Genomic DNA, 23,327 nt, shown 5'->3' on the forward strand with positions numbered 1-23,327 from the left:
CGCGCCTACCGCCGCAAAAACATCCCGAACGCCCGCGGGCCGTCGCCGACCTTGATCTCACCGGTCACCTTCAGCTCGACCGCATCGATCACGCTGATCGAGTTGCTCTCCCAGTTCGCCACGATGACCTGTCTGCCGTCCGCCGTCGCCGCGATCCCTTCCGGATAATCGCCGACATGGATGCGCCTGACCGGCGCAAGCGTTGCAAGATCGAACACGCTGACGGTGCCGTCATACTGGTCGCTGACGAAGCCGCGGCCCTGGGCGAGCGCGACCGCGTAGGGGCGCAGGCCCGTCTTCACGCGCCCGATTTCGCTGCCAGCGGCGATATCGATCACAGAGACGTCGTTCGACCCGACATTGGCGGTGTAGGCCCGCCGGCCGTCCGCATCGATCGTGATGCCGAACGGGCGCGTGCCGACCTTGATGACCGCCCGGCGTTCGCGCGTCGCGGTATCGATGACGGAGACGCTGTCGGCATCGCGGTCCGCCGAGAGCAGCAGCCGCCCGTCCGGTGTTACCGCCAGCCCCGACGGCGACGCGCCGACCGCGATATCGGCGATCACGCGCTGCGCTTTCGGATCGATCACCCGCACCGCCGCGGCGTACCAGTCCGCGACATAGACCGCGCCGCCATCCGGCGCCACCGCAACGCCGAGCGGACCGCCGCCGACGTTGATCCTGCCGACGACCTGCCGTGCAGCGGCATCGATCACGGTAAGCGCCTTGGCGTCGGGGCTCGTCACATAGGCGAAGCGTCCATCCGGCGTGATAGCCACCCCTGCCGGCTTGCCGCCGATCGCGATGGTCGCGACCGGCCGCGACGTCGCGAGGTCGACGACGGTGAGATTTTCGCTGAGCTGATTGGTGACGAAGGCCTCCTCGGCCCGGGCGGCCCACACCGTGCCGATGCTGGCGACCGCAGCCGCAAGCACGATGGCCTGCACGATCAGCTTCCGCTTTCGACCTTCTTCTTCAGCGCCTCGAGGCCCGCCTTGTAGAGTCCCTTCACCGCCTTCACGGCGGCCTGGTCGCTCAGCTCCGGCGGCGGATCGTTGTTGGGAAAACCGCGGTAGAACGCGCCGGCCCACTCCAGGCTGCTTCCCTTGCCGTCGGCGCTGGGCGTGACGGTCAGGGTGGACGAATAGTTGGTGACCGGCAGCACCTTCACGTCGACGGCCGTGATCCGGTAGGAATAGGTCATCTTCTCGGCATCGTACTTGTAGAGTTCCTCATCGACGGTCGCACCACCAGCCAGCGTCAGCCGCCGCGTGGCCTCGATCTCGTTGCCTTTCACGCCCTCGGTCTTGCCGACCGGCGGCAGCCAGCTCATGTCCTGGAAACTCCCGATCACGGCCCACACCTTGGCCGGCGGCGCGTTGATCTCGATCGATTCCCGTACCTTCTGGCGGGTCGGCCCGTGCGCCCAGGCTACCCCCATGACTGCCAGCGCCGCCACTACGGCCCCCACCCTCGCGGTCGTCGTCCTCATGTCGTTTCCTCTTGGTCGTTATGGCCGCGCAGGCGCGCGGCGGCGTTATGGCAACGCATTTTCATACCAAAGGAGGCTGGTTTGTGGCGCCGCTCGCGCGGCGCAATACGCTTCGGTACCCGGCCCTACTTCTCCCGCTTCTCCATCGACGCCGCGATCCGCTCCAGAAACCCGTTCATCCGCCGGGTCTCCGCGACCTGCTGTTCGTAAAGCTCGATCATGGTCGATCCGGAAGACCCACGCGCCTGCATGCCGTTGCGGCGCGCGAACCAGAACCACACCGCGATCAGCAATACGAAAGGCAGCCACGCGACCGCAAACGAAATCCATTCATTCATGACAAAAGTCCAGTTTCACTTCATCTAAGCGCTTTGTCGCGGCCTGCCGTCCCGACGTTCACCGGTTGGGGGTGAGTGCCCTGTAGGATGGGTGGAGCAAATACCTATCCTCAGATGGTGGTGTCGCTACACTCTACCCACCCGAAACGCTACGAGCCCGGTGCCATCAAAACTGATCAACGTCGCGTCGGCGCGGCGTCCATTCGTCGATCACCGCTTCTACAAAACCGGTCGGATCGTTACAGAACTCCCGCGTGACTTTGTAATGGTCGGTCTGCTCGACGCTCACGGGCTCCAGGCCATATTTGGTCAGCTGCAGCAGGCGGGCACCGGGATAGGCCATCAGCATCGGCGCGTGCGTGGCCATCACGACCTGGCAATGCGTGGATCGCTCCATGCGGTACATCAATTTCAAAAACTCCATCTGCCGCGCCGGCGACAGCGCGGATTCGGGTTCGTCGAAGATGAAGAGGCCCTGCCGCTGGCATCGCTCCTCGAAGAAACGCATGAAGCCCTCGCCATGCGAGTAGGACAGAAAGTCTGAGCTGCTGCCAACTGAATCGAGATACCTCGCGATCGAGAAGAAAGTCTCGGCACGGAAGAACCAGCCATTGGTGATCTTCGGCAGCCAGCTCGCGCGCAGGGCGTCCGATAATTCTCCGCCCATCACTTCCTTTGCATCGGAGTGGTCGACGGCCCGATAGCCCTTGCCGCCACCTGCATCGTCAAAGCCCGAGAGCACCGCGATGCCTTCCAGCAGCGTGGATTTGCCGGTGCCGTTCTCGCCCGCGATGATGGTGATCGGCCGGTCGAATTCCAGTTCGAACCCATCGCGCAGGAACGGCAGGCAAAATGGATAGGCGTCGCGGTCGGTGATTTCGGCGGGATCGAGCCAGACCCGCCGCAGATATGGCGCGGGCATATCGATCACGCGGTTTCGCTTTTTACTCATGCAAGGGCCTGCGGACGACCAGGAATGGTCAGCACATCCAATACGTGTGGCCCGATAAAAGGCGATATTATACTTGACGTACCCAGTGCTGCACTGTATGGTTGTAGTCATTGGAGATAGTGCCATGAAATCAGTGCTTTCAGACAAACATTTTCACAACGAAGAAGCGGCCTACGCCTTCGTTGAGGCCCGCCTTTGGCCCAACGGCCCCGTCTGCCCGCATTGCGGCGGCGTGGAGCGCATTTCCAAGATGGGTGGCAAGAGCACCCGCATTGGCGCTTACAAGTGCTACCAGTGCCGCAAGCCCTTTACGGTCAAGGTTGGCACCATCTTTGAGTCCAGCCACGTCCCCATGCGCCACTGGCTGCAAGCAATCTTCCTGATGTCGTCCAGCAAAAAAGGCATCAGCAGCAACCAGCTTCACCGCACCCTTGGCTGCACCCTCAAGACCGCTTGGTTCATTTCGCATCGGCTCCGCGAGGCTATGCGTGTTGACGGCCTGATGATGCCGCCCATGGGCAGCGGTGGCGCGGTCGTGGAGGCCGACGAAACTTTTATCGGGCGCGTTGATGGCATGCCGAAGGGCAAGGCGTCTTGGTCGCACAAGAACGTCGTGTTCACTCTCGTTGAACGTGGCGGGTCTGCCCGCAGCTTCCACGTTGACGGCGCTAGCGCTGGCGATCTGCTTCCGATCATTCGCCAGAATGTCAGCCGTGAAGCTATGCTGCACACCGACGAAGCTCGTACCTACAAGTACGTGGCAGAGTTCGGCGCGGTTGCTGGTCATGAGTCCGTCAATCACTCGAAAGAGGAATACGTGCGCGGCGACGTGACCACTAACACCGTTGAAGGCTACTATTCGATCTTCAAGCGCGGCATGAAAGGCGTCTATCAGCATTGCAAAGAGAAGCACTTGCACCGATATCTGAGCGAGTTTGATTTCCGCTACAGCAACCGTATCGCGCTTGGCATTGATGACGTAGCGCGGGCTGAAAAGGCTTTGAAGGGTGTTCGCGGAAAGCGCCTAAAATATCACTCCTCTGATAGCTAAAGGGCCACCGTATGGGAAAAGCAGGCGCGCCAAAAAAGGCAAAGCCAAAACCAAAAAGTAAGCTAACTGACGAAGAGCAATCCGAACGGTTTAAGCAGACCGCTCGGGAGCTTGACGTTGATTTAAGTCGGGAGAAGTTTGAAGAAAACTTCGCGAAGGTCGCCAAACATCCGAGAAAGGCCGTCGATTAAACGTATCCTAGATTATCCAGAAGCACCCTATATGGGCGTATCTTTACGTCGATGAACAATCGGACCGCCTCGTCGCGCGGGCAGTTTGGAACCGGCTCTAACAACTGATCTGTAGTGACGGCTAGATGCGTTATCAGTCGATCATCTTCCAACAGTACATAAAACGGGTCTTCATCGAGTTGTGGTGTTAGCTGTCCGCGTGATGTGCCAGCCCCCAATTCCTGGGGTCCCTTCGCCTTTCGAAGGGCGTCGAATAGTGTCTTAAGCCGATTATCAACGTCATAAAGAACGCGACCCGGCGTCCCTTCGCGAAGCATCAATATTTCTAGCTGGCAAATCAGGCCATTTTTTTCCGTCACGATTGGAAGCCAGTTGAATCCGTCATGCTGGAATATTTCATTCATCAAGGTTCGCTTGCGATTAAGAGAAAGAAGGCCGTCGCTGGGGGTGACCACGCTGTCTAGGGCTGGGTGGTCTTGCCATAGCTTTTTTAGCTGATGGTGAAACGTCTGACGGATGTCGTGGACGTGCAGTGTGCGCTCTGCCAATCGCTTATCGTCCCGGTGCGCCTTGAGCATACCGGCATACGTCAACCTGAATTCCATATCGCCCTCGCTGGGTTCCAGATACGGGTCCCAACGATAGACCACCCGCTCTGCGCTACTCACGGTAGCACCGCGAGGGTTGGGTACGCAAAGTATAATATTCCCCGATAAAATCAAGAACAAAGAGGGAACTTCTTGGGATGCTGAAATGGCTTACGGCTTGTCCGGCCCATTTCGGTGACGCTCGGCATAGCGGTCGCGCCAGAAGAATTCCTGGCGGAAGCTATGGTCGATCCAATCCCACAACGACCATTTGGCGCTCGGAAGAAAAAACGAAATGCCGTCCCGCTTCTCGGCCTTCCAGGCCTCGATCTCGGCATCGTCCTCGAGGCTCTTCTGGCGTGCCTCGGCCCACCACTGGGGTGCGTGTGATTTTGGATCGTCCGGCATAGTCGCTCGTAGCACGCCGGCGTTACTGCCAGCCTATTCGGTTGCAGACGATTTTAGGCACCGGCCTGAAGCCTTCCGGGGTCCTGCCGCAATCGGTCATTTGGTGTCATGCCCGGACTTCGAATGTGCCCGAAGTCACAGAGCGACGCGGCTGCTTCGCATAGCCCTTATCATCGAGGTGGGAATGGTCTCGCCCAGACAAAGAGGGGAATGAAATGACCAATCTGAACAACGACATTCGCGAACTCGCAACGGACGAACTGAACGGCGTCAGCGGCGGCCGGTCCGATCTTGGGCAGCAACTTCAGCTCGCACTTCAGGAAGCGAACAACATCTATTCGAGGGCCTCGAAGGCTCAGTCGGACATGAGCTCAAAGTGGTCTCAGACCCTCGACGGCATTGCTCAGAATTTTAAGTAACAGGCTGAGGCCGCCAACCGCCTCCTCCGTCATTCCGGGGCGCGCGTAGCGCGAGCCCCGGAATGACAGCTTAATGTGGGTACCGCTCTCTCCCCCGTCATTGCGAGCGCAGCGAAGCAATCCATGGTGCGCCAAGCCGAGGAATGGATTGCTTCGCTCCGCTCGCAATGACGGCGAGGTGCGACAAAACAACACGACGGGCAAATCACTTCTGTTTTACGGAAGTCATGTCAAGTCCTGAATTTCCGAGAATCAAAAATATTTCCCTTTCCTCCCACCCCAAATCACCTGCACATCAATAGCCATCCCGTCCCACTCAGAGGGGCGTTGGCCATCGTCACGACGAGGGGCGGGTTGCGGTGGACGCTGAGGTTGCGATTGACGGTCGTGGCTGAAGCGTACGGCGAAAGCGTGTGGTCCTGGCGCCCGTAACGGCGTCAAGTCCTAAAGGGAGCTAACGCTTCCGAGGGACGACGGTGGCAATAGAGACCGTCTCACCGGGGAGAGCACGCCATAAGCCGTAAAGCCATTGCGCAGGGAATGTCGGATGCTCTCCGCTGCCCTGTATGCTCGTGTGCAGCATTCTTATGCACAATCGCACACGAGACCGCGGGTGCAGCGCGCATCCGGCATTCCCTGCGCCCTCTGATTTTGGAGGGCGGGAAGTTACTTGCAAAGCTCGGGCGCAATGCGTCGCGAGAATGCGAAACTATATCCGCGTCATTGCGAGCCACCGGGTCGCAATGACGGCGGCGGCTCTTTGACATCTGAATCAGCAACAGGCGCGAGCGCGAGTGCCTCCCACGCTGATCAGAGCACTTCGAGCACCAGCTCCATCGTCATCAGCACCGGATTGTCACCGCGCATCAGTCGGCCTTCGGCGATGCCGCCGAGATAATCCACCAGCGCAATATCCAGCGTCGCCTCCAGCGTACCTTCGGCGGTTGACGTGATGGTGCCGGAACGGATCGCAAGCTCGGTCGCGAACGGCACGACGGATCGGCCATCGGTGAACTGCGCGCCGATCGTGCTGCCGACCCCGCCATGAATGCGGGCATGAAAGATCCCGTGCTGCCGGCAGAAGGATTCCAGCGCGCACGCGAAATCCTGGTTCGGCCGCAGCCGCAGCGCAAAGGCCCGGCTCGTGGTGTTGGCACCGGTCGCCTCGCGCGGTACCGGCCCGAACAATTTGAAATTGGTCTCGCTATCCACCTCGGCGGTAAAGACAGCGCCATCGATTCCGAACGCTTCCACCGCGAACGGCTCGGCAACGATGCTCTCCTCGGGCAGGATATGACCGCCATGCAGGTCGCCATCGGTCTCGGTCCACAGGCCGTGGCAATGGAAGAACGGCGCGCCGTCGCGCTCGCCCAAAGTCATCGCCGCGAACTTGAGCTGCGTGACGCCTTCGGGCCGGAACGTATCGCTGTAGAACGCGGCATTGGCGCCGGTCTTCGACAGCGCCGGCATCACATAGGCAAACGGCCCGAGCGCCCCGCCCCGCATGCCCAGCACGCCGCCGGCAAATCCGGCCTCGGCAAAGCCGCGACGCGCGGCTTCCAGTAGTGGCAGGCCGGCCTTGAGCGTGAACGAGAACGCGCGGCCGCGCGCCTCGACCCACTGGATGCGTTCAGGGTTGGGCGGACCGGGCTGCACGATGCTGCGCATCGGCTCGGCCGCCGGCCGGTTTGCCTTCGCCGCCGTCATCGTGGCGCGTCTTCCCTGGTAAGGTCGAGCAGCCCGCGCGCCTCGAGTTCGTCGCGCACCAGCCGCTTCGGGATCTTGCCATAGCCGGATTTCGGCAGCGCCTCCCAGAAGAAGAACCGCTTCGGCATTTTGTAGCGCGGCACCTTCGGCGACAGGAACGCCGCCAGCTCGGCTTCGGTCACTGCTGCTGCGCCCTCGCGCGGGACGCAGACAGCAACGCCCACCTCGCCCCAGAACGGGTCGGGCACCCCAAGCACGGCGACCTCGCCGATCCCGGGATGCGTCAAAATCTTCTCCTCGACCTCGCGCGGATAGATGTTCGAGCCACCCGAGATGTACATGTCGGAGGCGCGGCCGGTGATATAGACAAAACCCTCCTCGTCCATATGGCCGAGATCGCCGGTGCGGAACCAGCCGTCGCGAAACGCCTTCGCGTTGGCATCGGGGTTGTCGTAATAGCCGGCGAACACGGCGGGGCCGATCACGCAGATCTCGCCGGTCTCGAACGGTTTGAGTTCGCGCCCGTCATCGCCCTGGATCGAGACCTGCATGCCGGTGCGCTCGAAGCCGCAGGTGCCGATCCGCGCGTGCGGCGTATCCTCGGGGTCGTGCAGATTGGCCGGCATGACCGTGATGTTGCCGGTGACTTCGCCGAGCCCGAAATACTGCACCAGCACCCGGCCCAGCTTGTTCAGCGCCGCCTTCTGGTCCTCGCGGTACATCGGCGCTCCGGCATAGATGATGAAGCGGAGCGAGGAATGATCGTAGCGGTCGACCGCGGGATGCTCGACCATCATCTTCAAGATAGTCGGCACCGTAAAAATGTTGCTGACACGATGCGCTTCGATCAGCCGGAACGCCTCGTTGATGTCGAACTTCTCCGACGGCAGCAGGATGGTCGGAACGCCCCGCGCCGCCTGCACCAACTGGTGCACGCCGGCGCCATGCGACAGCGGCGCCACCACCAGCGAGGCGTCCTGCTCGGTGGTGCCGGGCATCAAGTCGGCGAGATGGTTGGTGACCACAAAGGCCATCTGGCCATGGGTCAGGACCGCGGCCTTGGACCGGCCCGTCGTGCCGGAGGTGAAGAAGAACCAGCAGGGGTCGTTGTAGTCGACCGCGGTATTGGCAAAACTCTCGCCGGCATGCGCCGCAATGGCGGCGCTGACGGATTGCTCGCCAAAGGCGCCCTCGCCGATCCGCCAGATGAACTCCAGCGCCGGGTTCGCGACCGCGGCAGCGTGCTCGGGGAAGTCGCCGTGGCACAAAAACCCCTTGGCGCCGGAGGCCGTGGCGAGATAGGCGACCTCGTCCGGCATCAGGCGGAAATTGGTCGGCACCCAGACCACGCCGAGCCGGAACGCCGCAAACATCGACCAGAACATCTCGTCGCAATTTTTGGAATGCACCAGCAGCCGGTCGCCCTTGACGAGGCCGCGTTCGGCAAGCGCCGCTGAAAGCGCCGAGACGGCGCGGTCGATCTCGCGCCAGGTCCAGGTCCGGTCGCCGTAGATAAAGCCGGTGCGATCGCCATGGCGGCGGGCGTTCTGGGTCACCAGATGCGCCAGGTTCATCACCCGGTTCGACATCCGCACGAGGCCGCCGCGCGGCGCGGCTGTGGTTGCGGTTCCCGTCATGTCGGCACCGCCGCACTGCACAAGCCAAGCAAAATCATCATCGTTACGCTTCTCAAACCTGATCTGAATGTCCCGGCCCGGACGTTAGCAGAAAGCCCGGCCTCTGCCAGCGCATCCGGGCGTCCCGGTTCCGACTGCGTGCTTGTAGACGCGGCTGCAGGGCTGGCTCATGGTGCCCTCAGCCAAAAACGCCGCTGGGAGATCATGATGGCCAATGAAAAAGGCCCGAACATCAAAAAGAAGCAGAAATGCAAGAATTGCGAGGGCAAGGGCCTGGTGAAGAAGGGCGACAACGTCGTGAAATGCCAGCGCTGCAAGGGGACCGGCGTGCGCTGACCTCCCGATTTCCTGAACCGGGGCCATGGCCGATCCGGCCGGTATTGGCCGCCCCACCTCGCGGAAGACCAGCGGACCTGCCGATCGCGGACCGGCAGGTCCGTGGCAAGATCTACTGCGGATGGTTGGCGAGTTCCTGGTCGGTCAGGCGCCAATCCTGCCACAGCTGAAGCGCGCCGAGCAGAGCCACGACTGCGCCGAGTATCGCGTGCCAGGCCGGGAGAAACGCGTCGCCGGAATAGCCGAAAATCCACGGTGAAGCGATCAGCCAGAGCCCGAGGACGATCTCCGCCACCTCCTCCCAGCGCTGCAATGCGACATATTCCAGCTGGGCGAGGCCGAATACCAGCATGCCGACCACGAACGTGTTGAGGATCATGGTGCTGCGATCAGCGGTCATGATCTCGTTGGCCGGCTGCAGGGGAAACCAGGGCGACACCACGATCAGCACGCCCAGCAGCATGCCGAACCAGTCCTCCCACGATCGATGCGTACTGAAGAAACGAAAGTCCGACATAGTAAACCTCCCTGGAAAAGAGGCATACGTCAGCGGCCGGCTATCCCTGAAATTTCCGATCTCGAACCATCTCCGGCCGCATCGGGGCGTATGTCTTGCAATAGACGTAGGTACACCCTAACCGGTTGCAAGATCACGAGCCATCTATTGGACTGCGCCAAGTTGCTGCAGGCCATCGCGGGCGGTGCGCAGGCTGGGATTGATCTCCAGGGCTTTACGGAAATCCGCAATCGCCCCCGCCTTGTTGCCCAGCCGCATCTTGGCCTGGCCGCGGTTGTTCCAGGAATAGGCGTCGGCCGGATCGTATTGCAAAGCCTTGTCGTAGTCGGCAATACCGCGCTTGGTATCGCCCTGGTACAGCCGGATCATGCCGCGGTTGCGCCAGCCCCGGGGATCGGTCGGCGCGATTTTCGCCGCCGCGCCGTAATCGGCCGCGGCACGCTCCAGTTGCTCGGTATCGCGGTAGACATTGCCGCGGTTGATATAGGCCAGCACGTCCGGCTTCAGCTTGATCTGCACGCTGTAGTCGGCGATCGCACGGGCCGTGTCGCGCATGCGATGATGGAGATAGCCGCGATTGCCATAGGCGATGGCGAGCGACGGGTTGTGTTTGATGGCGGCGTCGAAGTCGGTCAGCGCGCGATCGAGGTCGCCTTTGCCGAACCAGGCGTCGCCGCGGTTGTTGTAGGCCAAAGCGAAGGTCGGATCGATGCGGAGCGCCGCGTCATAGTCGGCCATGGCCTGATCGAGATCGCGCTTGAAGGCATGGACCCGTCCGCGATTGGTATAGGCGCAGGCATAGTCCGGATCGAGCTTGATCGCCTCATTGAGATCGGCCATGGCGGCGTCGAGCTCACGCTTCTCGGTAAGGCCGTGGCCGCGGTTGCAATAGGCGCCGGCGAGCCTCTTGCCGGTCTCGGTCTTGCCATCGATCACGACGCTGCAGGCCGTCACCCTCTCATTCGGCGCCGTGGTTGTGCCGACGCAGGCCTGCCAGTTCCGGTCACCTTCCGCCGACGCCGCAGGCGGTTGCGCAAGTATCGAGGCGGCACCCAGCAGCGATGCGGTCAGGCAGGTCAAAATGCGCATGTTGTCACCCCGGCAAGCGATTTTCCCGTTGGTCGCTCGTTTGCATCACCGGGTTCACATGCCTAAATGAAATGCTGTGAATTGCATGGAACCTCTCGCATGACCGTCCGCGACAACAAGGCCCAAAGCCGCTTCGAACTCGACGTCGAGGGCGCGGTGGCGTTTGCGAATTATCGGCTGACCCCGTCGGCTGTCATCATCACCCATACCGAGACGCCGAGGGCGCTGCGCGGCCGCGGCATTGCCTCCGAACTGGTCAAGGGCGCGCTGGAATTGATCCGCGCCGACGGCCACAAGGTGGTCGCCGGCTGCGGTTTCGTTGTCGACTATCTGCAGAAAAATCCGCAATTTGCAGACCTGACCGCCTAACTTCGCCGGGACGACGACTTAGACGATCTTGATCGACATATCCGGCAGCCCTTCCAGCTTGCACAGCAGCACGTCACCCTTCACGACCGGACCGACATTTTTCGGGCGTACCGGAATAGATGATATCGCCGGCCTTCAGCTCGAAGGCTTCCGACAGCTTGGCGATCTGCTCGGCGACGCTCCAGATCATGTTCTGCAGGTTGGAGTTCTGCTTGACGGTGCCGTTCAGCGCCAGCGAGATCGCGCCCTTGGCAAAATGCCCGGTCTTGGCGGCGGGGTGGATCGGGCCGAGCACCGCAGAACGGTCAAAGCTCTTGCCGATCTCCCAGGGCTTCTTCTCGTCGCCCAACGCGCGCTGCAGATCGCGCCGCGTCATGTCTAGGCCGAGCGCATAGCCATAGACGTGATCGAGCGCCTTCTCCGCCGGGATGTTGGTGCCGCCCGACTTGAGCGCTGCCACCAGTTCGACCTCGTAGTGATAGTTCTTGGTCAGCGAGGGATAGGGATGATCGGCGACGCTACCGATCGCGACGTTCTGGATCGCATCCGTCGGCTTCTGAAAAAAGAACGGCGGTTCGCGGGTCGGGTCGGATCCCATTTCGCGCGCATGCGCGGCGTAGTTGCGCCCGATGCAGTAGATGCGGCGGACCTGATACACGTCGGTCTCGCCGACGATCGGAATGGTCGTCGCCGGTACCGGAAACATCGACTTCGGGCCGGCCTGCGCCGCGGCCGGAGCGCTTGCCGCCGCCCCCGCCAGCGCGATCGCTCCCGTCGTTAGAATGGTTCTGCGGTCGAGGCTGTTCATGATGGTCTCCCTGGTTCGCGTTTCTCGTTCAGGCCGTCTCTACAGCGTTTTCGCACAAATTGCATGGCACCTGCGCTTTGCTGCATCGCAGTGAACCGCGCCGCCGCAGCCCGCGACCAACGGCCATCAGCACCGCAACGGTGCCTCTCACATCCTGAATAGGAACAGACCATGTTGATCACTCTGATTGCCGCCATAAGGCGATACGCCCGCTACCGTTCCGAATTCGCGAGCATGAGCCAGCTTGACGATCGTATGCTCCGCGACATCGGCATCAGCCGCGCCGATCTTGCTAACTCCGCCCCGCGCTACACCGGGCGCCGGCCGTATCCCTGAACGATCGCTCTGTCGCGCATTCCAAACAAAAAAGGCCCGCGTTACCCGCGGGCCTTTTGCCTGTTGATCAGAACGAAAGCGTCAGTGAATTTCCGGCGGCAGCTTGCCGCCATTTGCGGCCAACTTGGTCATCACCTGCTTGTGCAGCCAGATGTTCATGCTCGCCGAATCGTTGCTGTCGCCGGTATAGCCGAGTTCCTTGGCGAGCTCCTTGCGCGCCGTGAAGCTCGAATCGATGTCGAGCGCCTTCATCAGATCGACGATCGAGGTGCGCCACGCCAGCTTCTCACCCTTGTCGGCCACGGCCTTGTCCAGGATCGGAGCAACATCGATCGTTGCCGCGGGTGCTGCGGATCCGCCGGCGGCAGCTCCGCCTGCAGCCGCTCCGCCGGAAGCTGGCGCCGCGTCTGCCTTAGTGCCGAAGATCGCGCCCATGATTTTTCCGAAAATGCTCATCGTTGGCTCCCAGTGGAATTTGAATAGGTATGTCGCTAATGGCACTGTTTGACCGGCAGTACCAGGCCGGGCTCACCTTGTAGTTTAGCCAGCGAATTGTGGCTTGCCAATGAAACATTCACCGAAGCGTGAGTGCTATTGTCCCTGTTTGGGAGTACGCTGGTGACTCAGTTCGCGACATGGCCAGTTGTTCTTCCCTGTCTTCGCGTCTGGCCTGATCGTGATCATGTTTGGAAACGGCACGTTTGCGCCCTCCAGCGAGCGCAGGATGCGGCCGCCAGAGGGAGACGACCATGGCGACTCCAATTCAAGGCACTTCATATCAAGGCAATGTCACATCACTGACGCAGAGCGGACAGGAGACCGCGAACGCGCCAGTGATCCGAACCATCGGCCTTTCCGATTTGCACCGGGCCTTGCAGCTCGGCTGGGAGGATTTCAAGGCCGTTCCAAGTCACGCCATTATCCTGTGCGTGATCTATCCCGTGCTCGGACTGGTGCTGGCGCGCACGGTGCTCGGTTACTCGGTGTTGCCGCTGTTGTTTCCGCTGGCCGCAGGCTTCGCCCTGCTCGGCCCGTTCGCAGCGCTCGGCCTGTATGAGATGAGCCGCCGTCGTGAGACCGGCGCACAGGCGTCCGCGTGGGATGCGCTCGAGGTGCTGCGCTCGCCCTCGTTCGGCGCCATGCTCGGGCTCGGCGTCCTCCTGCTGGCGTTGTTTGTGACCTGGGTAGCCACCGCGCAGGCGATCTACATCGCGGCGTTCGGCTATGAAGGCGCGACCGGCATGCGGGATTTCGCGACGCGCGTGCTGACGACGCCGCAAGGCTGGTGGCTGATCGTGGTCGGCTGTGGCGTCGGCTTCCTGTTCGCCCTCGTTGCGCTCTGCATCAGCGTTGTATCGTTCCCGTTGATGCTCGATCGTCACGCCGGCGCCGGCGACGCGATGGTGACGTCACTTCGCGCGGTTGCGCGAAATCCTGTGCCGATGGCGGTCTGGGGTTTGATCGTGGCGGTGCTGCTGGTTGCAGGAACGCTGCCGTTCTTCCTTGGCCTTGCCGTCGTCATTCCACTGCTTGGCCACGCGACCTGGCATCTCTACCGGGAAACCATTGAACCGGAACTCAATCCCCAGCCGCTTCCGCCCCGCGCGCCGCGCGAGCGCAAGCCCGCAGCGGACTTCCCGGCCAATCTGTTCCCCTGGCGGCGCAAGGAAGGCGCATAGGCCTTGCAGCAAGTAGCGAGATCAAGCCGCCGGTCGGCTGTCGACCGGCGGTTTGGCGTCCATTCATACACGCATCGCGCAAGGCCAATCCAGGCAGCCCCGGCCTCGGCCTTCGGATTCAGAATTGCCTATGAATTGAGCGGCGGTACCGATGACACGTTTGTGTCAGCGCCGACGAAATGGCGGCCTTGTTTTGGCCGCTGTTGCTCCGAACATTCGGTGTGGTTTCGAGACTAATGTCGATCATGAATCGACCTTGGAGCGAACGACACTATGACCTCTCGCGTTTCTGTTCGGACTTTGGCGCTGGCTGCACTGCTCCTGACTTCGGCGACCCCATCGATTGCAGCACCCTGTGGCACCGGCACGTTTGAGGGCTGGCTCGAAGACTTCAAGAAAGAAGCCGCAGCGAAGGGCATTTCGCCGTCGGCCATTCAAACCGGGCTGACCGGCGTGGCGCTCGACAAGGCCGTCATTGCGCGGGACCATTCGCAGAAGGTTTTCAGCCAGAGTTTTGAAGAGTTCTCTGGCCGCATGGTCCCGCCCCGGCTCGCGCGCGGCGCCAACATGATCAAGCAATATGGGTCGGTGCTCGGGCGCATCGAACAGGCCTATGGCGTGCCCGGCGAAGTGCTGGTGGCGATCTGGGGCCTGGAGACCGATTACGGCGTCAACATCGGAAAATTCCCGACGCTGCGCTCGCTGGCGACGCTGGCCTATGACTGCCGCCGCACCGATTTGTTCAAGGCCGAGTTGATGGACGCGCTGCGCATCGTCGAGCGCGGCGATATCGCGCCACAGGAAATGCGCGGCGCCTGGGCCGGTGAGATCGGCCAGACCCAGTTCATGCCGTCGTCCTACATCAAATATGCGGTCGATTTCGACGGCAACGGCCGCCGCGACCTGCTGCGCAGTGCCCCCGATGTGCTGGCCTCGACCGCGAACTACCTTGCAAGCTATGGCTGGCAGCGCGGCAAGGATTGGGAGCCCGGCAGCGCGAATTTTGCCGTGATCCAGCAGTGGAATAAGAGCGAGGTCTATTCCAAGACCATCGGCTATTTCGCGACGCAGCTTGCGCGCGCGCCCTGAAGGATCGGGAAATCGGAGGGCCAGGCACCGAGGCAACAGGCCCTCCGCCGGATACGTCTACTTCGCCGTACCTATGTGCATCGCCTTGCTCAGATGCGCGCCGCAGACGCCCATCTTGCCGCTCAGCATGGCGTCCTGAGCCAGGGCGATTTCCTTCTGCGCGACAATCTTGCCCTCGCCGTCCGCCATCGCTTCGATGGCGGTCTCGGTCTTTTCGAGGTTGGGACCGCTGCAGCCGGCGTTCACCTTGGCGGCGTTTGCGGGAGCGATGGCGTAGGCAATGGCAGCCATTGCGGCTGCTGCGATTAATTTATTGAGCATGTTGTTTTCCGTTTTCTGTTTTTGACAGCACCAGCGTCATTGCCGGAATCTGCGCGACGATTGTTCGCTGGTCGCAGAGAATTGAGGAATAAACTTCGCGCGAGGTGCTGAGCGCAGCATGCAATGCGCTTATGCGAAACGACGCTTTTTCATTACGCCTGCGTAATTCATTACAGCTGCGTAACGACGCGGCGCAGCATTTTGAACGATGCAGCGCCGCGCAAAGATCGGGCGTTCGTCGCTGCCCTCTTCATCCGCTGACCGGCGCGAGCTGCATGATGACTTCGATCGACACCTCCGCCCGCCGCCTGTCGGTGCTTCACATCTTCAAGGTCTATTATCCCGACCTGTTCGGCGGGACTCTCACCGTGATCCGCGACATCTGCACCGGACTGAAGGCCAGCTTCGCCTTCGCCGTGCTGGTCTGTTCCAGCGCGAATGGACGCCGCCGGATCGTCGTGCACGACGTGCCGGTCGAGCGCGTGCGCTCGTTCGGCGACATCCTGTCACTGCCGTTTGCGCCGACCTATCCGTTGCGGCTGTGGCGCCGAATCGCGCAACACGACCTGCTGGTGCTTCATGCGCCGTTTCCGCTGGCCGATCTGGTGTTCGCGCTCGGCTTTGGCCGCAAGCGTCCGCTCGTCGTGCACTGGCATGCCGACATCGTCACGCACGCCAAGCTCAGGCGGTTCGTCGAACCGCTGATGCGCCGGACGCTCTCGCGGGCGGAAGCGATCATCGTCTCCGATCGCGCCCTGCTGGACGAAACCCCGTTGCTGCGCGAATTCGCCGACAAATGCCACGTCGTCCCCTTTGGCATCGACGTCTCGAAGTATGAGCGGCCGGTCCCGCGTCACCCCGACCTCAAGGTCGGGCATGATCGCGGGCGGCTGGTGCTCGCTTGCGGTCGCCTGGTTCCCTACAAGGGCTTCGACGTGCTGATCCGGGCCGCTGTCGGCCAGACCTTCGAGGTCTGGATCGTTGGCGAGGGCCGCGAACGCGCGAGGCTGGAACAGCTGATCCAGAGCCTCGGCGTCGCCGATCGCGTACGTCTGCTCGGCTCCGTTCCCGATGGTGAACTGGTCAAACTGATGTACATCGCTGATGTCTTCGTGATGCCGTCGGTGACGTCGGCAGAAACCTTCGGACTGGTTCAACTGGAAGCGATGGCGGCAGGTCGCCCGGTCATCAACACGTCGCTCGACACCGCCGTTCCACACATCGCGCGTGATGGGATCGAGGCCATCACCGTGCCGCCGGGCGACCACGACAAGCTTGCGGAAGCGATCGACGTCCTGATCCGCGACCCGGAGCGACGTCAGCGCATGGGGCTTGCCGCCCGGCGGCGCGCCATGACGAAATATTCCACCACGCAATTCAAGCAGGCGATCGAAGCGATCTATCTCGATGCCGTCACCAGCAAGGAGGAGGTGCGGTCCGCCCGCGCCATACGATCCGAAACCGCCGGGCTCGTCGGCGCCGTCAGGATCGCGGCCACCCTCGCCTGGTCGGATATGCGTCACCGTTACGTCCGCTCGCTGCTGGGTCCGTTCTGGATGTCGATCCAGATGGCGATCATGGTCGCAGTGCTGGGTTCGGTGATCGGACATTTGTCCAACGCCAGTGCCGTGGCGCGGCTTCCGATGCTGGCGATCAGCCTGACGGCCTGGACCTTTCTCAACAACGTGGTGCTGGATGCGACGACGGCGCTGCAGAATTCGGCCGGCCTGATCAAGGATCGCGCGCTGCCTCCGGTGACCTTCCTGCTGCAATGCCTGTTCCGGCAGGCCCTGTTCGCGCTCCACAATGCCAGCGTGCCGTTTATCCTCTGGCTTGCTTTGGCCCGGACCGATATCGAAGGCTGTATCGCCGCTCTGCCGGGATTTGCGCTGTTCGTCGCCTGCACGCTTGGCCTCGGCCTGGTCCTCGGCGCATTGGCCACGCGATTCCGGGACATGAAGCCGATCATCGAATCGACGCTGACGCTGGCCTTCCTGTCCTCCCCGGTGATCTGGACCGCGGAGATGGTCAATCCTAACTCGACCGTCATGCGCCTCAACCCGCTGACGCATTTGTTCGCCGTGTGGCGCGAACCGCTGGCGACCGGTCATGTCAGCATGACCAGCATCATCTACGCCCTCGTGTGCGTTGCCGTACTGACGGTTGCGAGCGTCGTGACGGTCGCGCAGCTGCGCAAAGCCGCGTTCTGGATCTGAATCATGGTCAGCATCAGCCTGCGCGACGTCAGCCTCGATTATCCGCTCTATGGAGCCTACGACTTCTCGGTCAAGCGCCGCCTGCTGGGACGGTTGCTCAACGAGCGGAGCGAGATGCGCACGATCCGCGCCATCGACAACATTTCGCTCGAAGCCACCGCCGGTGCGCGCATCGGCCTTGCCGGGCCGAACGGCTCCGGAAAATCGACCCTGCTGCGGCTTCTTGCCGGCGTTTATCCGCCGACGTGCGGCCGCATGGAGATATCAGGCAATGTCGTGCCGCTGATCGGCCTGAACGCAGGCGCCAACATGGATTTCGTGGCTGATGACAATATCCGCCTGCTGCTGCGGATCAGCGGACACACGCCGACGCAGGCCGTTGTGGACGAAATCTGGCAGTTCACCGAGCTCGAGGAACGCATGCGGCACATGCCGCTGCGCATGTTCTCCTCGGGCATGCTGATGCGGGTGCTGTTCGCCACCGCCACGGCGTTTCCGGCCGACATCCTGCTGCTCGACGAATGGCTGAGCGTGGTCGACGAAAAATTCTCGGCGAAGGCCGAGCAGCGGATGCTCAAGCTGGTCTCGATGGCCGCGATCGTGATCATCGCGTCCCACGATCAGGCGCTGCTGCGCCGCACCTGCACCAGGGTCATCAACCTCGATCAAGGGCGCATCGTACGCACGATTCCGCTCGACAGATATTCCGAACGCCCATTCGAACTGGAAGAGAAGAGAGCATGAAGATCCTGGTTGTCAGCGAGGCGCTCGGCGAGCCGAACCACAAGCGCGGCATTTTTCATTTCACGCGCGAGCTGATCCGGTCGCTCGCCGCCGACGGCCACGACCTGACGCTGCTCGTCGAAACGACGCGCCGCTATCGTCAGTTGCGGACCCGGCAGCGGCGCGCGCAACTGTTCCCGGCGGATTCGCGCCTGATCGAACTGCTGGCGCTCTACCGGTTCCTCGACGAAGCCGACATGAACGAGCCGGTGGCGCGGAGCGCGTTGCGGCGCACGATCGACTGGGTCAAACACCGGATCCGCGCGTGCACCTCTTGGGAGTTCGGCGCCTGCCTGCTGCGGGCGAGCGGGATTCTGCCCCTGCGGGTCAAGCTGATCGAGAACAAGACCGCCGGGCTGGAGTACATCCCGACCGATTTGCGCCACCTCGAACTGTTTCGCGACTTTCTGCTCGAGCCCGGATTTTACAGCTACCAGGACGCTTCGGCGCTGACCCAGCTGCCGCCGCCGCAGATCGATGCCCGCAACTATGATGTCATCCTGGTCGATACGCCGACGCGGGTTGCGATCAAGCGCGGCCCCAATGCCAAGGTCATCTGCGTGGTCCATGACTTGCTGCCGCTCACGGATCTGAAGCTGAGCGACGTCGCGACGCGCCTGTTCCTGTCGCGCCTGATGACCAGCCTGAGTCAAGCCGACGAACTGGCCTTCGTTTCCAACTACAGCATGAACCGGTTCCGCGATCTGCTGCCGCAATTCTTCTACCTGCCGGCGCGGGTGGTCTACCCGCGTACGCGCTTCGAGCCGTTCCGGCTCGCGCCGGTGCCGGTGCCGGTTTCGACTGCGCGTCCGGGACAACCGACCTTCGTCGTGATCGTTTCGGCGGAACCGCGCAAGAACCTCAACGCGGTGGTCCGCGCCTTCCGGAAGATGCCCCATGCCGACCTCGTCGTGATCGGTTACGCCGGCGGCACCAGCCTGATGCGCAATCCGCCGCCGAACGTCCGGTTTGCGGGCTATGTCGAGGAACATGACAAGGCCGCGCTGATATCAGATGCGCACGGCCTGATCATGCCGAGCCTGGCCGAAGGCTTTGGCGTGCCCATCATCGAAGCGCTGGCAGCCAACACGCCCGTTCTGTGCTCGGACATTCCGGTATTTCGCGAAGTGGCGGGCGAACTTGCCGATTATTTCGATCCGTTCTCGACCGAATCCATCTGCGCGTCCGTCACCCGGGTGCTGTCATGTCAGGACGAATGGCGCCGCAAAATTCGCGAGCGCCGCGGCGAACTGGTGGAACGCTTCGGCCCCCAGACCCAAGCCCGCGATCTTCTCGCTCCGCCCAGGACCGTCGAGTACCTGGTCGCCGCGCAATAGCACGCTGGGTAAATCGCCGACGCCTCTTCGCGACGGCCTGACGAGATATTCAGAACCTTGCAGAACCTTGGGATGCTGCGATGACGAGCGTCGAGCGTAATGTGCTGTGCGACCATGCCGGACCAGCCGGCCAAGCGGGATGGCGCGGCACGCTACGCCGTCTGGCGGTCGATGTCCGCAATGCCGATATCCTGGCGGCCCTGACCGCGGCTGCGCTGCCGTGGTCGACCTCCGCCACGGCCATCCTCATCGTGCTCTGGCTCGTCGTCCTTGTCCCGACTATCGATCGGGACGCCTTCGTTCGTCATCTGGCGCATCCGGCCTGCGCCCTACCCTACGCGTTTGTCGCGCTCGCCATTCTCGGCGTGTTCTGGACGGATGGCACATGGTCGGCGGCCCTGCACGGCATCAAACCAGTCGCAAAACTGCTGATGATCCCGTTTCTGCTCTATCACTTTCAGCGGTCGCAGCGCGGCAGCTGGGTTTTTGCAGCGTTCCTCGTTTCATGCACCCTGATGATGATCCTGTCCTGGATCGTATTGTTCTATCCGGCGTTCAAGCTCACGCGGACCGTTTCGGACGGTGTCCCGGTCAAGAACTATATCGACCAGAGCCAGGAGTTCGCGCTGTGTGCATTTGCGCTGGCGTTGCCGGCGCTGATCGCGCTTCGCGAGCGGCGGCTGGCCGCGGCGATCGGCTGGCTGGTGCTTTCGGTGGCGTTCGTTGCGAACATGATGTTCGTGGCCTCGGCACGCACGGCGCTGGTGTACATGCCGGTGCTTCTGGTGTTGTTCACCGCCTTGCATCTGAGCCGGCGCACCATGCCGGCGCTGTTCGCGGCGGCCATCGTTGCCGCCGCCATCGTCTGGTCGACCTCGCCCTACCTGCGGCAGCGGATCGCCGACATCGCGACCGAGTATCAGGGCTATGAAACCAACACCGTGGTGTCGACGGCGCAACGATTGCACTATTGGCGCAAGTCGCTCGGCTTCTTTGCCGATGCTCCGCTGTTCGGCCACGGCACCGGCGCGACCAGGCAGCTGTTCGCGCGCGCAGCCGCCGGGCAGACCGGGCTGTCAGCCGAGGTGGTCAGCAATCCGCACAACCAGACCCTCAACGTTGCCGTGCAATGGGGACTGCTCGGCGTCCTTACGCTGTACGGGATGTGGCTGAGCCATCTCCTGCTGTTCCGCGGTGAAGGCCTGGCGGCCTGGATCGGGCTCGTCACCGTCGTGCAGAACTTCGTCAGCTCGCTCTTGAACTCGCATTTGTTCGATTTTCACGAGGGCTGGATGTACGTGCTCGGCGTCGGCGTCGCCGGCGGACTATCGCTGCGCGCGACCATCCGGCGCCCCCGATCTTTGGGAACTCCTGCGAGCCGGAGTGCGGCCTAGCTCGGTTGCTGGCCGTCTCCCCGCTTCATGCCGAGACCTTGTAGTCCGGTGCAGAAGCGAGAAACCGCGAATATGCATCCGCATCCGGCGGGGTAAATTTCTCCGCCAGCGCGCTGCGCCGGCGTGTCGTTGTTCCGATGTCAGCCAGCAACTCGTCGAAATGCTTGAAGTGGTAGGGCGCCACGCACAGCCCGCCATAGACGCCGGCCGCCGGCCGCTCCACGCGCTTGAAGTTGAGCATCAATTCGATGTTGTCGCGCATCTCGGCGAGGCTTGGCTGCTGCGCAAGCTGGCCGTCGGCGTAACGGACCAGCCAGTTTGCCGCCAGATCGGCGCATAGCACCGTGCAGAAGCTGGAGTTGAAGCCGACAAAACCCATGTCCGGCAGGTCCGGGTTGGCAATCAGCCGGTAGAGCCTGTACTGGCCGTCGCCGTCCACCAGCCGGTCTCGAAGCGCCTGCGGAAGGAACGGCACGCCGAGCTTGTAGCCGATGGCCAGGACGGCGAGGTCGGCTGCAACGCGCTCGCCGCCGGTCATCACGATGCTGTTGCCGTCATAGTGGTCGAAGCTGCCGCGAATGGCCTTGATCCGGCCATCGGCCACCATCGGAAAGAAGTCCGGCGTGGCGATCGGCACCGAGCAATTGACGCCGTCCTCGATGCGCTGCTTCGGAACCATGTCGCATTTCTTCAGCTTGAGCTGCAGCTTCAGCATGCTTTCCAAGCCGCGCCAGTTGGCCCAGACAAACGGCTTCGCCACCGCGTGCTTGAACCGCGACAGCGCGCCGATGCCCCAGCTCTTGAACATCTCCTCCTGCGCGCGGATGTAGAGGATGCGCTTGAAGTTGATCAGGCCGCCTATGAAGTACGGAATCCGCCACACCGGCTCGCGGTATACCAGCGTGACCTCGCTGGCGCCGGAATTGACCGCGTTCACGGCGATGTCGGTGGCCGATTTCGAGCCGCCCAGCACAACCACTTTCTTGCCCCTGGCGAGGCCGGCATCGTTGTATTGCGAGGAGTGCAGGATGGGGCCCGCCCTGCGCCTTGAACGCCTCCTCGCCGCGCAGGCTCAGGGTCTGCGGTTCGTTGAACTGCCCGATGCAAACCGCGACGAAGTCAAAATCCTCCTGGGTTGTGCCGGCGGCGCTACGAAGGTCGAGCCGCCAGCCCGGCTTGGAGTCCGAGCGGCTATTCATCTGCACCACTTCGGTCTTGAAGCGGATCAGGCGATCGAGGCCATGATCGCGGGCGTATTCGGCCAGATAGGCATGGACCTGCGGACCCTTCGGCCATTCCGGATAAGATGCCGGCATGGCCTTGTCGGTGTAGCGGTAAAGCTCCTTCGGGCTTTGGGTCTGCACATCAGGATAGGATCTTGCCGGCTCCCATACGCCGCCGAGATCGCCGCTGCGCTCGACAATGATGACGCGGTGTCCGCGCGACGAAAATGCCTTGGCCGCAGCAAGCCCGGACACACCGGCGCCGATGATGCAGACCTGCTTTTGCTTGACCATGGATTTGTCTCCGTCGTGAGCGTGAATGCGTACCGCGCGTTGCCTGAACTGGCCGCTATTCGTTGGCCTCGGGCGGCAGGAAGTTCACCTCGTGTTCGGCGGAAACCCGGACCACCTCCGCAGGGTCGGTCATGTTGTGCAGCCGGTTGAACAGCGCTTCGAGTTTTTGCATCGGCGACACCCAGAACAGCGCGCGCGCCGGCTTGTCTGATTTGTTGAAATAGCCGTGCGGAATGCCGCGCGGCAGCCGCACCAGGTCGCCGGCCTTTGCCTTGACCCAGACGCCGTCGAGCTTGAGATCGAGTTCGCCTTCCTGCACCAGGATGAATTCGTCCTGGGTCGGATGGATATGGACCGGCACGAACTGGCCGGGGTCGCTGTTGGTCTCGAAGGCGAAGGTGGAATCGGTCACCGCCTTCGGGAAATAGACCTGACCCAGGATATTCCAGGTCACGCCGCCGTAGCCGGTGCCATCAGCGGTAATTCCCTTTTCGAGTGCTGCCATGTGCCGTCTCCTGTTGGATGGCTGATCGGTCAAGATCAGTTCTGTTTGCGCAGGCTGCGGCGATCCCACCCGGCCGTCTAGCCGCAAAACGAATCCACCATCGGCGCCGAAAGATTTCCTTTGGTCGGGCCGAGCCGATGTTGCGGCGCACGATCATCGTGGCGCTGATGTCGCCGGCTGCGCAACGATCGGGCACAATGCGCTGCCAAATCGCCTTTCCAAGTACCCGTCCCGGAGATATTATAGGGT

General features: G+C 62.3%; 25 protein-coding genes and 2 pseudogenes. 12 read left to right on the top strand and 15 right to left on the bottom strand.

The features are described 5' to 3' along the window. Nucleotides 1–5: 5 nt before the first annotated feature. The 4 genes from ABIE49_RS01375 to ABIE49_RS01390 form a co-directional block, all read right to left on the bottom strand. A complete protein-coding gene (locus ABIE49_RS01375) occupies nucleotides 6–947 on the bottom strand; it encodes a YVTN family beta-propeller repeat protein (RefSeq protein ID WP_192739867.1) in 942 nt (313 codons plus the stop codon). Nucleotides 948–949: 2 nt separating this feature from the next. Further along, nucleotides 950–1,492: an SRPBCC family protein gene (locus ABIE49_RS01380; protein WP_192739866.1), complete on the bottom strand. Its 543-nt coding sequence runs from the start codon at nucleotides 1,490–1,492 to the stop codon at nucleotides 950–952. A 125-nt stretch (nucleotides 1,493–1,617) separates the two neighbouring features. Next, the gene (locus tag ABIE49_RS01385; protein ID WP_192739865.1) at nucleotides 1,618–1,830 is read right to left on the bottom strand and encodes a hypothetical protein; all 213 of its coding nucleotides are present in this window, start codon (nucleotides 1,828–1,830) and stop codon (nucleotides 1,618–1,620) included. Between the two features lie 166 nt (nucleotides 1,831–1,996). Next, nucleotides 1,997–2,782: an AAA family ATPase gene (locus ABIE49_RS01390; protein ID WP_192739864.1), complete on the bottom strand. Its 786-nt coding sequence runs from the start codon at nucleotides 2,780–2,782 to the stop codon at nucleotides 1,997–1,999. 124 nt (nucleotides 2,783–2,906) lie between these two features. Between ABIE49_RS01390 and ABIE49_RS01395 the strand changes: the two genes are divergently transcribed. Beyond that, entirely contained in the window at nucleotides 2,907–3,833 is a 927-nt protein-coding gene (locus ABIE49_RS01395; RefSeq protein WP_192739863.1) for an IS1595 family transposase, read from the top strand. 11 nt (nucleotides 3,834–3,844) lie between these two features. Continuing rightward, a complete protein-coding gene (locus ABIE49_RS01400) occupies nucleotides 3,845–4,024 on the top strand; it encodes a hypothetical protein (RefSeq protein WP_192739862.1) in 180 nt (59 codons plus the stop codon). On the opposite strand, the gene ABIE49_RS01405 is transcribed toward ABIE49_RS01400, so the two are convergent. Together ABIE49_RS01405 and ABIE49_RS01410 are read right to left on the bottom strand one after the other, a co-directional pair. After that, nucleotides 4,021–4,629: a hypothetical protein gene (locus ABIE49_RS01405; protein WP_192739861.1), complete on the bottom strand. Its 609-nt coding sequence runs from the start codon at nucleotides 4,627–4,629 to the stop codon at nucleotides 4,021–4,023. The two genes, ABIE49_RS01400 and ABIE49_RS01405, sit on opposite strands and share 4 nt — an antisense overlap. 153 nt (nucleotides 4,630–4,782) lie before the next feature. Continuing rightward, a complete protein-coding gene (locus ABIE49_RS01410) occupies nucleotides 4,783–5,019 on the bottom strand; it encodes a hypothetical protein (protein WP_192739860.1) in 237 nt (78 codons plus the stop codon). 215 nt (nucleotides 5,020–5,234) lie between these two features. Between ABIE49_RS01410 and ABIE49_RS01415 the strand changes: the two genes are divergently transcribed. Further along, the gene (locus tag ABIE49_RS01415; RefSeq protein WP_192739859.1) at nucleotides 5,235–5,438 is read left to right on the top strand and encodes a hypothetical protein; all 204 of its coding nucleotides are present in this window, start codon (nucleotides 5,235–5,237) and stop codon (nucleotides 5,436–5,438) included. A gap of 810 nt (nucleotides 5,439–6,248) precedes the next feature. On the opposite strand, the gene ABIE49_RS01420 is transcribed toward ABIE49_RS01415, so the two are convergent. Beyond that, complete coding sequence (locus ABIE49_RS01420; RefSeq protein WP_192739878.1) at nucleotides 6,249–7,106, bottom strand: PCC domain-containing protein; 858 nt, start codon at nucleotides 7,104–7,106, stop codon at nucleotides 6,249–6,251. A gap of 35 nt (nucleotides 7,107–7,141) precedes the next feature. Further along, on the bottom strand, nucleotides 7,142–8,719 hold the full coding sequence (locus tag ABIE49_RS01425) for an acyl-CoA synthetase (RefSeq protein ID WP_354066537.1): 1,578 nt from the start codon (nucleotides 8,717–8,719) through the stop codon (nucleotides 7,142–7,144). Between ABIE49_RS01425 and ABIE49_RS01430 the strand changes: the two genes are divergently transcribed. Beyond that, nucleotides 8,705–9,118, top strand: coding sequence for a hypothetical protein (locus ABIE49_RS01430; RefSeq protein ID WP_192739879.1), 414 nt, complete (start codon nucleotides 8,705–8,707; stop codon nucleotides 9,116–9,118). The two genes, ABIE49_RS01425 and ABIE49_RS01430, sit on opposite strands and share 15 nt — an antisense overlap. Before the next feature lie 112 nt (nucleotides 9,119–9,230). Here the strand turns inward: ABIE49_RS01430 and ABIE49_RS01435 are convergent, their stop codons facing one another. Together ABIE49_RS01435 and ABIE49_RS01440 are read right to left on the bottom strand one after the other, a co-directional pair. Next, nucleotides 9,231–9,635 (bottom strand): SPW repeat protein, encoded by a 405-nt coding sequence (locus ABIE49_RS01435; protein ID WP_192739857.1) that lies wholly within the window; start codon nucleotides 9,633–9,635, stop codon nucleotides 9,231–9,233. 144 nt (nucleotides 9,636–9,779) lie between these two features. Next, the gene (locus ABIE49_RS01440) at nucleotides 9,780–10,724 is read right to left on the bottom strand and encodes a tetratricopeptide repeat protein (protein ID WP_192739856.1); all 945 of its coding nucleotides are present in this window, start codon (nucleotides 10,722–10,724) and stop codon (nucleotides 9,780–9,782) included. Between the two features lie 99 nt (nucleotides 10,725–10,823). Here ABIE49_RS01440 and ABIE49_RS01445 point away from each other — a divergent pair, with 99 nt between their 5' ends. Then, on the top strand, nucleotides 10,824–11,093 hold the full coding sequence (locus ABIE49_RS01445) for a GNAT family N-acetyltransferase (RefSeq protein WP_192739855.1): 270 nt from the start codon (nucleotides 10,824–10,826) through the stop codon (nucleotides 11,091–11,093). An 18-nt stretch (nucleotides 11,094–11,111) separates the two neighbouring features. On the opposite strand, the pseudogene ABIE49_RS01450 reads toward ABIE49_RS01445, so the two are convergent. After that, nucleotides 11,112–11,901, bottom strand: a pseudogene (locus ABIE49_RS01450) (fumarylacetoacetate hydrolase family protein). A gap of 171 nt (nucleotides 11,902–12,072) precedes the next feature. On the opposite strand from ABIE49_RS01450, the gene ABIE49_RS01455 reads away from it, so the two are divergent. Beyond that, entirely contained in the window at nucleotides 12,073–12,237 is a 165-nt protein-coding gene (locus ABIE49_RS01455) for a DUF1127 domain-containing protein (protein ID WP_192739853.1), read from the top strand. Nucleotides 12,238–12,318: 81 nt separating this feature from the next. On the opposite strand, the gene ABIE49_RS01460 is transcribed toward ABIE49_RS01455, so the two are convergent. After that, on the bottom strand, nucleotides 12,319–12,693 hold the full coding sequence (locus ABIE49_RS01460) for a DUF3597 domain-containing protein (RefSeq protein WP_192739852.1): 375 nt from the start codon (nucleotides 12,691–12,693) through the stop codon (nucleotides 12,319–12,321). A gap of 293 nt (nucleotides 12,694–12,986) precedes the next feature. Between ABIE49_RS01460 and ABIE49_RS01465 the strand changes: the two genes are divergently transcribed. Next, nucleotides 12,987–13,916: a DUF2189 domain-containing protein gene (locus ABIE49_RS01465; protein ID WP_192739851.1), complete on the top strand. Its 930-nt coding sequence runs from the start codon at nucleotides 12,987–12,989 to the stop codon at nucleotides 13,914–13,916. A 273-nt stretch (nucleotides 13,917–14,189) separates the two neighbouring features. Then, a complete protein-coding gene (locus ABIE49_RS01470) occupies nucleotides 14,190–15,005 on the top strand; it encodes a lytic murein transglycosylase (protein WP_192739850.1) in 816 nt (271 codons plus the stop codon). A 57-nt stretch (nucleotides 15,006–15,062) separates the two neighbouring features. On the opposite strand, the gene ABIE49_RS01475 is transcribed toward ABIE49_RS01470, so the two are convergent. Beyond that, nucleotides 15,063–15,326, bottom strand: a complete 264-nt coding sequence (locus ABIE49_RS01475; protein WP_192739849.1) for a hypothetical protein — start codon at nucleotides 15,324–15,326, stop codon at nucleotides 15,063–15,065. Between the two features lie 278 nt (nucleotides 15,327–15,604). Between ABIE49_RS01475 and ABIE49_RS01480 the strand changes: the two genes are divergently transcribed. The 4 genes from ABIE49_RS01480 to ABIE49_RS01495 all read left to right on the top strand — a co-directional run bounded on the left by ABIE49_RS01480 (nucleotide 15,605) and on the right by ABIE49_RS01495 (nucleotide 21,056). Then, the gene (locus tag ABIE49_RS01480; protein ID WP_192739848.1) at nucleotides 15,605–17,542 is read left to right on the top strand and encodes a glycosyltransferase; all 1,938 of its coding nucleotides are present in this window, start codon (nucleotides 15,605–15,607) and stop codon (nucleotides 17,540–17,542) included. A 3-nt stretch (nucleotides 17,543–17,545) separates the two neighbouring features. Next, entirely contained in the window at nucleotides 17,546–18,286 is a 741-nt protein-coding gene (locus ABIE49_RS01485) for an ABC transporter ATP-binding protein (protein WP_192739847.1), read from the top strand. Then, complete coding sequence (locus ABIE49_RS01490; protein WP_192739846.1) at nucleotides 18,283–19,662, top strand: glycosyltransferase family 4 protein; 1,380 nt, start codon at nucleotides 18,283–18,285, stop codon at nucleotides 19,660–19,662. The genes ABIE49_RS01485 and ABIE49_RS01490 overlap by 4 nt, the downstream gene beginning before the upstream one ends. Nucleotides 19,663–19,742: 80 nt before the next feature. Then, complete coding sequence (locus tag ABIE49_RS01495; protein WP_192739845.1) at nucleotides 19,743–21,056, top strand: O-antigen ligase family protein; 1,314 nt, start codon at nucleotides 19,743–19,745, stop codon at nucleotides 21,054–21,056. Between the two features lie 25 nt (nucleotides 21,057–21,081). Here ABIE49_RS01495 and ABIE49_RS01500 read toward each other — a convergent pair. Then, nucleotides 21,082–22,573 (bottom strand): annotated as a pseudogene (locus ABIE49_RS01500) (flavin-containing monooxygenase). A 55-nt stretch (nucleotides 22,574–22,628) separates the two neighbouring features. Beyond that, the gene (locus ABIE49_RS01505; protein ID WP_192739844.1) at nucleotides 22,629–23,078 is read right to left on the bottom strand and encodes a cupin domain-containing protein; all 450 of its coding nucleotides are present in this window, start codon (nucleotides 23,076–23,078) and stop codon (nucleotides 22,629–22,631) included. Between the last annotated feature and the right edge of the window lie 249 nt (nucleotides 23,079–23,327).

Origin of the sequence: Bradyrhizobium sp. OAE829 (assembly GCF_040546575.1) — a bacterium.
Lineage (GTDB): Bacteria > Pseudomonadota > Alphaproteobacteria > Rhizobiales > Xanthobacteraceae > Bradyrhizobium.

What these genes read in the sequence shown, in the direction of transcription:
- ABIE49_RS01380 (WP_192739866.1), bottom strand. Translation starts at nt 1,492, where the DNA reads ATGAGGACGACGACCGCGAGGGTGGGGGCCGTAGTGGCGGCGCTGGCA.
- ABIE49_RS01385 (WP_192739865.1), bottom strand. Translation starts at nt 1,830, where the DNA reads ATGAATGAATGGATTTCGTTTGCGGTCGCGTGGCTGCCTTTCGTATTG.
- ABIE49_RS01390 (WP_192739864.1), bottom strand. Translation starts at nt 2,782, where the DNA reads ATGAGTAAAAAGCGAAACCGCGTGATCGATATGCCCGCGCCATATCTG.
- ABIE49_RS01395 (WP_192739863.1), top strand. Translation starts at nt 2,907, where the DNA reads ATGAAATCAGTGCTTTCAGACAAACATTTTCACAACGAAGAAGCGGCC.
- ABIE49_RS01400 (WP_192739862.1), top strand. Translation starts at nt 3,845, where the DNA reads ATGGGAAAAGCAGGCGCGCCAAAAAAGGCAAAGCCAAAACCAAAAAGT.
- ABIE49_RS01405 (WP_192739861.1), bottom strand. Translation starts at nt 4,629, where the DNA reads ATGGAATTCAGGTTGACGTATGCCGGTATGCTCAAGGCGCACCGGGAC.
- ABIE49_RS01410 (WP_192739860.1), bottom strand. Translation starts at nt 5,019, where the DNA reads ATGCCGGACGATCCAAAATCACACGCACCCCAGTGGTGGGCCGAGGCA.
- ABIE49_RS01415 (WP_192739859.1), top strand. Translation starts at nt 5,235, where the DNA reads ATGACCAATCTGAACAACGACATTCGCGAACTCGCAACGGACGAACTG.
- ABIE49_RS01420 (WP_192739878.1), bottom strand. Translation starts at nt 7,106, where the DNA reads ATGCGCAGCATCGTGCAGCCCGGTCCGCCCAACCCTGAACGCATCCAG.
- ABIE49_RS01430 (WP_192739879.1), top strand. Translation starts at nt 8,705, where the DNA reads ATGCGCCAGGTTCATCACCCGGTTCGACATCCGCACGAGGCCGCCGCG.
- ABIE49_RS01425 (WP_354066537.1), bottom strand. Translation starts at nt 8,719, where the DNA reads ATGAACCTGGCGCATCTGGTGACCCAGAACGCCCGCCGCCATGGCGAT.
- ABIE49_RS01435 (WP_192739857.1), bottom strand. Translation starts at nt 9,635, where the DNA reads ATGTCGGACTTTCGTTTCTTCAGTACGCATCGATCGTGGGAGGACTGG.
- ABIE49_RS01440 (WP_192739856.1), bottom strand. Translation starts at nt 10,724, where the DNA reads ATGCGCATTTTGACCTGCCTGACCGCATCGCTGCTGGGTGCCGCCTCG.
- ABIE49_RS01445 (WP_192739855.1), top strand. Translation starts at nt 10,824, where the DNA reads ATGACCGTCCGCGACAACAAGGCCCAAAGCCGCTTCGAACTCGACGTC.
- ABIE49_RS01455 (WP_192739853.1), top strand. Translation starts at nt 12,073, where the DNA reads ATGTTGATCACTCTGATTGCCGCCATAAGGCGATACGCCCGCTACCGT.
- ABIE49_RS01460 (WP_192739852.1), bottom strand. Translation starts at nt 12,693, where the DNA reads ATGAGCATTTTCGGAAAAATCATGGGCGCGATCTTCGGCACTAAGGCA.
- ABIE49_RS01465 (WP_192739851.1), top strand. Translation starts at nt 12,987, where the DNA reads ATGGCGACTCCAATTCAAGGCACTTCATATCAAGGCAATGTCACATCA.
- ABIE49_RS01470 (WP_192739850.1), top strand. Translation starts at nt 14,190, where the DNA reads ATGACCTCTCGCGTTTCTGTTCGGACTTTGGCGCTGGCTGCACTGCTC.
- ABIE49_RS01475 (WP_192739849.1), bottom strand. Translation starts at nt 15,326, where the DNA reads ATGCTCAATAAATTAATCGCAGCAGCCGCAATGGCTGCCATTGCCTAC.
- ABIE49_RS01480 (WP_192739848.1), top strand. Translation starts at nt 15,605, where the DNA reads ATGACTTCGATCGACACCTCCGCCCGCCGCCTGTCGGTGCTTCACATC.
- ABIE49_RS01485 (WP_192739847.1), top strand. Translation starts at nt 17,546, where the DNA reads ATGGTCAGCATCAGCCTGCGCGACGTCAGCCTCGATTATCCGCTCTAT.
- ABIE49_RS01490 (WP_192739846.1), top strand. Translation starts at nt 18,283, where the DNA reads ATGAAGATCCTGGTTGTCAGCGAGGCGCTCGGCGAGCCGAACCACAAG.
- ABIE49_RS01495 (WP_192739845.1), top strand. Translation starts at nt 19,743, where the DNA reads ATGACGAGCGTCGAGCGTAATGTGCTGTGCGACCATGCCGGACCAGCC.
- ABIE49_RS01505 (WP_192739844.1), bottom strand. Translation starts at nt 23,078, where the DNA reads ATGGCAGCACTCGAAAAGGGAATTACCGCTGATGGCACCGGCTACGGC.